At 71.8% G+C, this 9,384-nt stretch carries 6 protein-coding genes; 2 read left to right on the top strand and 4 right to left on the bottom strand.

The window, feature by feature from the left end:
- Nucleotides 1-170: 170 nt before the first annotated feature.
- From ACGF3J_RS14415 to ACGF3J_RS14430, 4 genes are all read right to left on the bottom strand, one after another.
- Nucleotides 171-1,865, bottom strand: a complete 1,695-nt coding sequence (locus ACGF3J_RS14415; protein ID WP_393854176.1) for an LCP family protein — start codon at nucleotides 1,863-1,865, stop codon at nucleotides 171-173.
- Nucleotides 1,866-2,062: 197 nt separating this feature from the next.
- Nucleotides 2,063-3,769, bottom strand: coding sequence for an LCP family protein (locus ACGF3J_RS14420; protein ID WP_393854177.1), 1,707 nt, complete (start codon nucleotides 3,767-3,769; stop codon nucleotides 2,063-2,065).
- Between the two features lie 270 nt (nucleotides 3,770-4,039).
- Nucleotides 4,040-5,182, bottom strand: a complete 1,143-nt coding sequence (locus ACGF3J_RS14425; protein WP_346346120.1) for an LCP family protein — start codon at nucleotides 5,180-5,182, stop codon at nucleotides 4,040-4,042.
- Nucleotides 5,183-5,471: 289 nt separating this feature from the next.
- Nucleotides 5,472-6,236, bottom strand: coding sequence for a TIGR03089 family protein (locus tag ACGF3J_RS14430; RefSeq protein ID WP_161329094.1), 765 nt, complete (start codon nucleotides 6,234-6,236; stop codon nucleotides 5,472-5,474).
- 139 nt (nucleotides 6,237-6,375) lie between these two features.
- On the opposite strand from ACGF3J_RS14430, the gene ACGF3J_RS14435 reads away from it, so the two are divergent.
- Both ACGF3J_RS14435 and ACGF3J_RS14440 read left to right on the top strand, forming a co-directional pair.
- Nucleotides 6,376-7,764: a peptidoglycan recognition protein gene (locus ACGF3J_RS14435; RefSeq protein WP_161329093.1), complete on the top strand. Its 1,389-nt coding sequence runs from the start codon at nucleotides 6,376-6,378 to the stop codon at nucleotides 7,762-7,764.
- Nucleotides 7,765-7,867: 103 nt separating this feature from the next.
- Nucleotides 7,868-8,950, top strand: a complete 1,083-nt coding sequence (locus tag ACGF3J_RS14440) for an NDP-sugar synthase (protein ID WP_161329092.1) — start codon at nucleotides 7,868-7,870, stop codon at nucleotides 8,948-8,950.
- Nucleotides 8,951-9,384 lie beyond the last annotated feature (434 nt).

A 9,384-nucleotide genomic window follows, 5' to 3' on the forward strand; every position in this document is an offset into this window, starting at 1 on the left:
TCTCCGGAAGGCGCACGATAAAGGGTCAACTAGTGCACGACGCCAGGGTCGGCCTCGCGGTGCAGGGGCACTGGAGCGCTCACACTATCCGTCCAGTTCAGCGTCGAACGACTCCGGTGTCACATTCGACTCCCCTACAACAGGGCAATCCCTCCTATTTTCGTGAACTCCTACCATCGATAGGGCTTGTAGACGTCCATGCACTTGCCGGTGTCCGAGCCGTTGAGGGCGTCGCTGTCGTCCGGCAGGTCTCCCGCCTCGGGCGTCTTCTGCTTCGGATAGGACGTACCCGAGCGCCAGTCAGCTCCCACGGCGAGCGTGATCCCGGACACGTCGGTGGACTTGCGCACCGCGTTCGCCGGGATGCCCAGTGCGTCGGCGACCCGCCGCGCGTCGCCGGCCAGCTCGTCGCTCGGGTACCGGACCAGCGTCCGCTCCTCGGAGAGGGCGGCGGAGGTGTCGGTCGTCGCCCTGGAGAAGCCCTTCTGCACCAGCGACGCGGCGACGGCACTCGCCCGTCCGCTGACCGGGCCGAGCGAGTCGGAGCGGGTGGCGTTCTGGACCAGGACGCCGATGCCGGAGTCGGCCGCGGGCTCGTCGGAGGGCTTCCCGGTGGCGCCCTCGGCGTCCTCCGTGCCCTTCGCGTCCTTGCCGCTCCCGCCGTTCCCGGCGCCCTTGCCGTCCTTCCCGCCCTTGTCGTCGAAGGACACGTCGTCGCGGAGCATCGCCCACATCTGGTCCGCGCCGGCGGCGGGCAGCAGGTGGTTGGCGTCCTGGTCGTCCGCCACGGTGGGGATCGTCGTCATGGTGATGCGGTCCGTGGGCACCGTCTTGAGCTGCATGCCCAGGTCGTACAGCTTCTTGACCGTGCCGATCTCCTCGGAGACGGTCAGGGACTTGGTGGCGGCCTCGGCCAGGTTCATCAGCCGGCCGGTGTCGGTGAAGACGTTCTGCTGCTTCAGCGTGCGGATCATCGAGTTCATGTACATGTGCTGGGCGCGGGCCCGGAGCGGGTCGCTGCCCCAGGCGTGCCGGGTGCGCAGCCACTGGAGCGCCTGCTCGCCCTGCACCTTGTTGCGGCCGGCCTCCATCTTCAGACCCGAACCGCCGGGGACGGCGGGCAGCGGCCGGTCCCACACGTTCTGGTTCACGCAGACCTCGACGCCGCCGACGGCGTCGGCCATCGAGACCACGCCCGCGAAGTCGATCGTCATCCAGTGGTCGATGTAGACCCCGGTGAGGTTCTCCCAGGTGGCCAGGGTGCAGCCGGCGCCGCCGCGGGCCAGCGACTCGTTGATGATGGCGTTGGTCGCGGGGAACTTCTCCCCGGTCTCCGCGTTCTGGCACGCGGGGATGTCCACGCGGGTGTCCCGGGGGATGCTCACCACCGCCGCGCTCTTGCGGTCCGCGGACAGGTGGATCAGCATCTGCACGTCGGCCAGCGGCGGGTTGTCGCGGTTGTTCTTGCCTCCGCCCAGCGCCACGTTGGCCTCGGAGGCGCGGCTGTCGGAGCCGATCAGCAGGATGTTCAGGGGAGTCTGGCCGGCCGCGTTCGGCTCGGTGCGGTGCGCCTTGGAGTCGCCGCTGCTGCGCGCGCCCTTCTCGATGTTGCCGTTCAGGTGCCGGTAGTAGAGGTATCCGGCGCCCGCCGTGCCGAGTATCAGCACCGCGAGGACCGTCGCCGACCAGCGCAGCGCCCGGCGCCGGCGTCCGGTGCGCCGCCGCCCGGACCGGCGGCGGTTCCCCCGGCCCGGCGGCCCGGCCGTGCCCGTGCCGCCCCCGTCCTTGGCGCCGGTGTCCCCGCCGTGAGCCGCTCGGACCGAGGCCGGTCGCGTTCCCTCCCCGTGCACACTGCCCTGCGTCATGTCCCTCTCCCACCCTCGGGCCCGTGAACGTGCCCCTGCGCGCGACCTGTTCGCACAGTTGGACGTACGGAGCCCCTCGTTGGCTGTACGGCGGCCGCGACGGATTGCGGGCGCCCCGCGGGGCCGCTTCCGTCCCGGCCGTTCCCCGGCGCACCGATGGACTGCCGTACTGTCAGACGGGTTTGGAGGCCGTCAGGTCACTTCGCGCACTCGACCTTGTCGGCCGTGGACTTCTGGAGGTCCTCCGGGGCCTTCGCGGAGGAGGCGTCGAGTTTGACTCCGGCGCCCTTGAAGTCCTTGCCGAGGGTGAGGGTCATGGTGGGCAGGCCCTGGGAGTTGGTGACGCTCTCGCCGGGTTTCATGGCGGCGCCGGACAGGCCGAGGATCTCGGCGAGGGCGCGGGCCTGGTCGGCCTGGTCGGGGGCGTACTCCAGGGTGGTCTTGGCGAGTTCCGCGGGGGCGTTGCCGGCGTTCTCGGACTTGGTGACGCCGGCGTCGGTCTGGAGGTAGGAGAGTTCCTGCTGGGCGCTGCCGGCGGGGGCGCCGCCGTTCATGACGCGGACGCGGACCTCGGAGGGCTCGGACTGCTCGCCCTTGAGGCGGGCGGCGACCGCGGCGGCCTCCTTCTTCTCCTTCTCCGACTCCTTCTTCTTGACCTCGGTGAAGGAGACGTCGTTCTGCATCATGTCGAAGACCTGCTGGGCGGGCCCCTCCTTGAGCACGACCGTCGCCTTGACCTTCTCGGCGGGGTTGTCGATCACCGGCACCGTGGTGAAGGTCAGGTTCTTGGTGTTGAGCTTGCCCAGTTCCAGGCCGAGGTCCTTCAGCTTGCCGATGCTGTCCAGCTTGGAGTCGACGGTCAGCGCCTCGGTCCCCGCCTCGGCGAGCTTCAGCATCTTCGAGGGGCTGGTCAGCGTGTCGTTGGACTTCAGCTTGCGCATCAGCGCGCTGAGGAACTGCTGCTGGATCTCGATACGGCTCAGGTCGCCGCCGAAGCCCACGGAGTGCCGGGTGCGGACGAAGGCCAGCGCCTGCTCGCCCTCGACGGTGTGCTCGCCCGCGGGCAGCTTCAGGTGCGAGTCCGGGTCGTCGATGTCCTTCGCCAGGCACACCTCGACGCCGCCGACGGCCGAGGTCAGCGTCTTGACCGCGTTGAAGTCGGCCACCATGAAGTTGTCCGGCGTCACCCCCGTCAGCTCGGTGACGGTCCGCATGGTGCAGCTGGGCGTACGGCCGCTCTGGCCGAGGCTGGTGTTGAAACGGACGCCGCTGGAGCCGGGGATGACCTTCTTCGTCCCGTCCTCCTGCGTGGTCGGGCAGTCGGGGACGTCGACTATCAGGTCGCGGGGGATGCTGAGCGCGGTGGCGTTGGAGCGGTCCTTGGACACGTGCAGCAGGATCGTGGTGTCGGCGTGGCCGGCGCTCCCGGTGTCGCCGTAGCCCTCGTTGCCGCTGCCGGTGCGCTTGTCGGTGCCGATCAGCAGGATGTTGATGGCCTTGTCCTTCTGGAAGCCACCGGTGCTCGCGCCGTCGTCGGCGACGGACTGGATGTTGCCGTTCAGGTGCTGGAGATAGAGGTACCCGGCGGTGCCGCCGGCGAGGACGACGAACGCCATGGTGCCGCCCGTCCACAGCAGGACGCGCTTGCCCCGCGACTTCTTCTTCGCCGGCCGCCGGCGCCCGGCCCGCCCCGGCGGCGGTTCCTCGGGAGCCGAACGGCGCCTGCGCTGCGGGGGGACCTCACGGTCCGGTGCCGGGGCGCGCGCGGCGCGCCGGGGGCCCGGGACCGGTGACTGCGCTGCGGAAGGGGACAGTCGCAGTTCGTATTCGCCGGTGTCCGGATTGAGTACCCACTGGTCTGCGGGGTCGATGTCGCCCGCCCGTCCACGGCCTTGCGCGTCCACGGTTGTCCGAATCCTCCGTCGGGGCCACGCGGCGCCCTCCCCTCCGGGCGCCCGGTCTCGCTCACTCGGTGCGCGGCCTCGGGCAGAGCCTCGTGGCCGGGCACACCGGATCGCTCACATTAACCGCCCGGTTCCGCCCGGGGCGATGGCAGTGACGCATGCCACGAAACTTACAACTGGGCAATCCAGCGCATTTCTTGGACAATTGTCCGTACTTTCACGCGTGCCTTGCACCCGTCTTACCGTGACTTTGCACGCGCTTTACCCGCGCTACTCGCAGACGTCTTCGTCGGCCGTGTTCCCGCTGAACGTCGGCGCCGGAGAATCGGTGTCACCGGGCTCGCCGTTGGCCGGCGCCGCGATCGTCACCGGGTCGTCCGTCCGCAGCCGGGTGAAGAGCTTCTCGGCGGCGGGCTGCACGAGCTGGTCGCGATTGGCGTCGCCCGTGTATGACTCCCGGGGAACGGTCAGGAACTGCACGCGCTCGGTGGGAATGTCGCGCAGCCCGCGCACGAGGTCGTACAGGCCGCGCAGGCTCGCCAGATTCGGGTCCGTGGTCAGTGACGACGTGGCCGCGTCGAGGACCGGGTACAGCTTCACCGGATTCAGCAGCACGCCGTTGCTCTGCACCTTGTTCACGAGCGCCCCCAGAAAGCGCTGCTGCCGGTCCATCCGGTCGGTGTCGCTGCCGTCCCCGAGCGACTTCCGGGCGCGGACGTAGCCGAGGGCCTGCTCACCGTCGAGCGTCACCCGGCCCGCGGGCAGTCTCAGCTTGGCGTCCTCGTCGTCGACCGGCTTGCGCAGGCACACCTCGACGCCGTCGAGGGCGTCGACCATCTTCTTGAAGCCCTGGAAGTCGACGACCACGTGGTGGTCGATCCGGATGCCGGTCAGCTTCTCCACCGTGCGGATCGAGCACGCCGAACCGCCCGCCGCGAAGGCGTAGTTGAACTGCGTGAACACCGGCGCGGTGCGTGTCCCGTCCGGGCCGTGGCAGGCGGGCACGTTCACCATCAGGTCGCGGGGGAGGGAGACGGCGGTGGCGCTGTCCCGGCCCGCCGCCAGGTGCAGCAGGATCGTGGTGTCGGACCGCTCGGTCCCGGAGTCCCGGCCGTAGCGCGCGTTGCCGTCGCCGGAGCGCGAGTCCGACCCGATCAGCAGCACGTTCTGCGCGCCGCGCACCAGGGCGGTGGGGCGCTCCTTCTCGTACCGGGCGAGTTCGGCGGCCGCCGCCTCGTCCGACGTGATGTTGCCGCTCAGCTTCGCGTACACCGCCCACCCGACGCCCACGGCACCGACGGCCACCACACCGACCGCGATCCCCGCCCGGGCCAGCCGCCGCCTCCGACGCCGCCGCCTCAGCCCGTCCCCGGACGCGGACGCCCCCGCCCCCTTGCCGGCGTCATCGCTCACGTCTCCCTCCGTCCCACACCCGTGCGCTCCTACGACCATGCAGCGCGGGCCGCGGCGACGCGGAACGTTGGTGAGCCGAACGGGTCAGTCCGCCCGCATAGCTGCGGGCAGTCGCTCCCGCCCCAGCTGCGGGCAGTCGTGCCGCTGGGGCGGCACGGGTGGGCGCAGCGGGACCCGGCCAGCGCCGGCCCGCGTCACCCACCCCCGCGCAGCTCCGACACCGGGCGCCCGGTCACCGCCGGGTCAGTGCCAAGAGCCCGCCGACACCGGGCCCCGTAAACACCTCACGTCACCGAGCCGTGGCAGAAACCCTCTCCGCCTCGATCCGCTGATCCAGCACCCCATCCCCCGCCCGCTCCAGATGCCGGCACAGCACCACCGACCCCCCACTCGCCAGCGGCCCGTACAACCCCGCGCTCAACCCCTCCCACGTGTCGTACGGCAGCCCCGACAGAATCCGCGCCCCCGGCCCGGTGAGCCCCAGCCCGGACGCCTCCGCCCGCGCCCGCTCCACGACCTCGGCCCCGCTGAACTCCCGCCCGGCCACGATCAGCGCGGGCGCCTCGGGATCCACCGGCGCGTACGCCACGAACCGGTCCCCCTGCCCCGGCACCTCCACCGCGTAATCGGCGAAGCCCTCCGGCGGATGCGGCGCGAACCGCCCCCCGAGCGGCCGGAGCGCCAGCGCGATCCGCGCGCCCGAGCACGCCCGCGCGGCCTCCAGCGACTCGGGCTCCGGCCCGCTGACGACCACGTCGGCCGACGCCGGGTCACCCGCCACGTCGGCGACGACACCCACCGACGCGCACGCCAGCAGCCACACCGCCGTCTGCCAGTGCGCGGGCAGCAGCAGCGCGACCCGGTCGCCGGGCTCGACGGAGAGTTCGTCCTGGAGCAGGTTCGCGGTCTTGGCCACCCAATTGGCGAAGGTGGCGACGGACAGTTCGACGCGTTCGCCGGTGGCGTCGTCGTAGAAGGTCACCAAGGGGCGTCCCGGGTCCGCGGCGAGCGCGGAACTCAGCAGGTCGGCAGGGGTGCGATCGGTCGCGTTCACCCGCGCAAGCGTACGCGGCCCCCAACATCCGCACCGAGCGGACGGCGTACCGCACCACCACCGGTTCGGACGAAGACACCCTACGGACCGTCAGATCTCAAATGGACATATTTGTATGACCATGTCCAGTATCAGGGGCATGCGTGGATTCCTTGCTTCCTCGATCGGTGTCACGACCGCGGCGGCCCTGGCCGTCCCGCTCGCCCCACCCGCGGCGGCGGCCACCTCCGCGCCCCCGCCCACGATCCCGAGAGCGGCGCAGGCCGAGGCGTACGCCCCCGGCGGCACCCAGTCGCTGCCCCTCACCCCCCTCGCCCGCGACCGGGCCCCCGGCGCCGCCGCACAGGGCCTGCCCCGCCGGGACGTACGGCACTTCTCGCTCGTCGGCGTCGTCTGGGACAACCCGGGCACCGAACTGCACGGCCGCGTCGAGGTCCGCACGCGGGCGACCGCCACCGGCGCCTGGTCCGACTGGCAGGAGCTGGAGACCCACAACGCCGACCACGCCGCCGACCCCGGCACCACCGAGGGCGCCTCCGGCCGGGTCCGCGGCGCCACCGCACCCCTGTGGGTGGGCGAGTCGGACGGGGTGGAGGTGCGGGTGCGGGCGGACCGCGCGCCCAAGGCCGCCACCCGAGCCGTCCCGGCCGCCACCGCGTCGGCGCTCCCCAGCGGCATGCGCCTCGAACTCGTCGACCCCGGCAAGGGTGCCCCGCCCCCGGCGGCACCCGGACCGGAAGACGTACCGAAGGACGGACCGGAGGGCGAGCCCCGCACCACCTCGGCGTCCGACGCGTCCGCCGAAGCGCTCGCCGCCTCCGCCGTCAACGCCGGCCTCGCCCCGCTCGGCGCCACCGAGATCCCGGCCCTCAGCCAGGCCCGGACCGAGGCCGAACTCGGCGCCGGGCAGCAGACCAAGCCGTACGTCGGCGCCCGCCCGAGCATCACCACCCGCCACGGCTGGGGCGCGGACGAGGGGCTGCGGGAGAAGGGGTTCGTGTACACGAAGAAGGTCAAGGCGGCCTTCGTGCACCACTCGGCCACCGGCAACAAGTACCGCTGCGCACAGGCACCGTCAGTCATTCGCAGTATCTACCGCTACCACGTCCACAGCACGGGTTGGCGTGACCTCGGCTACAACTTCCTCGTCGACAAGTGCGGAAACATCTACGAGGGCCGCGCCGGGGGAGTGTCCAAGGCGGTACTCGGCGCGCACACCCTGGGGTTCAACTCCAACAGCATGGGCATCGCCGTTCTCGGCACGTACAGCGCCAGGAAGCCGTCCTCGGCCGCCGTGAAGGCGATCGCGCGGCTCACCGCGTGGAAGCTCGGCATCTACGGCATGAATCCGGACGGGAAGACATACCTGAAGTCCGGTGGTGGCAATCTCTACCGAAAAGGTAAGAACGTACGACTGAACGTCATCTCAGGTCACCGCGACGGCTTCGCGACGAACTGCCCCGGCAGGCTGCTCTACGGCAAGCTCGACACGAGCCGCTCGAAGGCGGCGAGGTACCAGGGCCGCTGAGGGCGGGACAGCGCACGGCCGTCGAGGGCGCCGAGGAACGGTCTGCATACACTGGCCGGCCGAAACACAGTTCGGCCGGTCCCGGCAGGAAGCAGAGACGACGGTGACAGAAGCGATCCTCCTGGTCGGCGGCAAGGGCACGCGGCTGCGTCCGCTCACGGTGAACACCCCGAAGCCCATGGTCCGGGCGGCCGGGGTGCCGTTCCTCACGCACCAGCTGGCACGGGCGAAGGCGGCGGGCGTCGACCACATCGTGCTCGCGACGAGCTATCTGGCCGAGGTCTTCGAACCGTACTTCGGCGACGGCTCGGCGCTGGGGCTGCACCTCGAGTACGTGACGGAGGAGGAGCCGCTCGGCACCGGCGGGGCGATCCGCAACGTGGCGTCCCGGCTGCACTCGGGGCCGGACGAGCCGGTCCTGATCTTCAACGGCGACATCCTGACGGGTCTGGACATCGGCGCGCTGGTCCGCACCCACGAGACGTCGGGCGCGGACGTCTCCCTGCACCTGACGAAGGTCACCGACCCGAGGGCGTACGGGCTGGTCCCCACCGACGACACGGGCCGGGTGCTCGCCTTCCTGGAGAAGCCCCAGACCCCGGAGGAGATCGTCACCGACCAGATCAACGCGGGGGCGTACGTCTTCCGCCGCTCGGTCATCGACACGATCCCGGCGGGGCGGCCCGTCTCGGTCGAACGCGAGACCTTCCCGGAACTCCTCGCCACCGGGGCGCACCTCCAGGGCATGGTCGACTCCACCTACTGGCTGGACCTCGGCACCCCGGCGGCCTTCGTGCGCGGCTCGGCCGACCTGGTCCTCGGCCGCGCTCCGTCCCCGGCGATACCGGGGCGCTGCGGCGACCGCCTGGTCCTGCCCACGGCCCAGGTCGCGCCCGACGCGAAGCTGGCCGGCGGCACGGTGATCGGCGAGGGCGCCTTCGTGGCGGAGGGCGCGCGCGTCTTCGGCAGCACGATCCTGCCCGGCGCCGTCATCGAGCCCGGCGCCGTCATCACCGACTCCCTCGTCGGCACGCGCGCCCGCGTCGGCACCCGCTCGGTCCTCAGCGACACGGTCATCGGCGACGGCGCGATCATCGGCGCCGACAACGAACTCCGCTCCGGCGCCAGAATCTGGTGCGACGCCCACATCCCCCCGGCCTCCCTGCGCTTCTCCTCGGACACGTAACGCCGCGTGGCTGAGCGGAGATGGCCGCCCCCGTAACCGCGGGCACACGGACCCCGCAAACCGCGGACGCCGCATGGGCCCCGTAAACCGCGGCATGGGCAGGTAAACCGCGGGCACATGGGCCCGTAAGCCGCGGGCACATGTGCCGCCTGGGGCGGCACGGGTGGGCGCGGGCGGCACCCGGCAAGCGCCGGCCCGCGTCACCCACCCCCGGCCCGCACCCACGCCGGGTGCGACGCGAACGCCGGCCCGCGCCACCCACCCCACGCCGACGCGGCCCGCACCCACGCCGGGTGCGATGCGAACGCCGGCCCGCGTCACCCATCCCACGCCGGCGCGGCCCGCACCCACGCCGGGTGCGATGCGAACGCCGGCCCGCGTCACCCATCCCACGCCGGCGCGGCCCGCACCCACGCCGGGTGCGATGCGAACGA

This window comes from Streptomyces sp. NPDC048171, from assembly GCF_043202655.1.
GTDB lineage: Bacteria > Actinomycetota > Actinomycetes > Streptomycetales > Streptomycetaceae > Streptomyces.

Bases quoted from the DNA above. Each gene is read 5' to 3' on its own strand.
- ACGF3J_RS14415 (WP_393854176.1), bottom strand. From the start codon at position 1,865: ATGACGCAGGGCAGTGTGCACGGGGAGGGAACGCGACCGGCCTCGGTC.
- ACGF3J_RS14435 (WP_161329093.1), top strand. From the start codon at position 6,376: ATGCGTGGATTCCTTGCTTCCTCGATCGGTGTCACGACCGCGGCGGCC.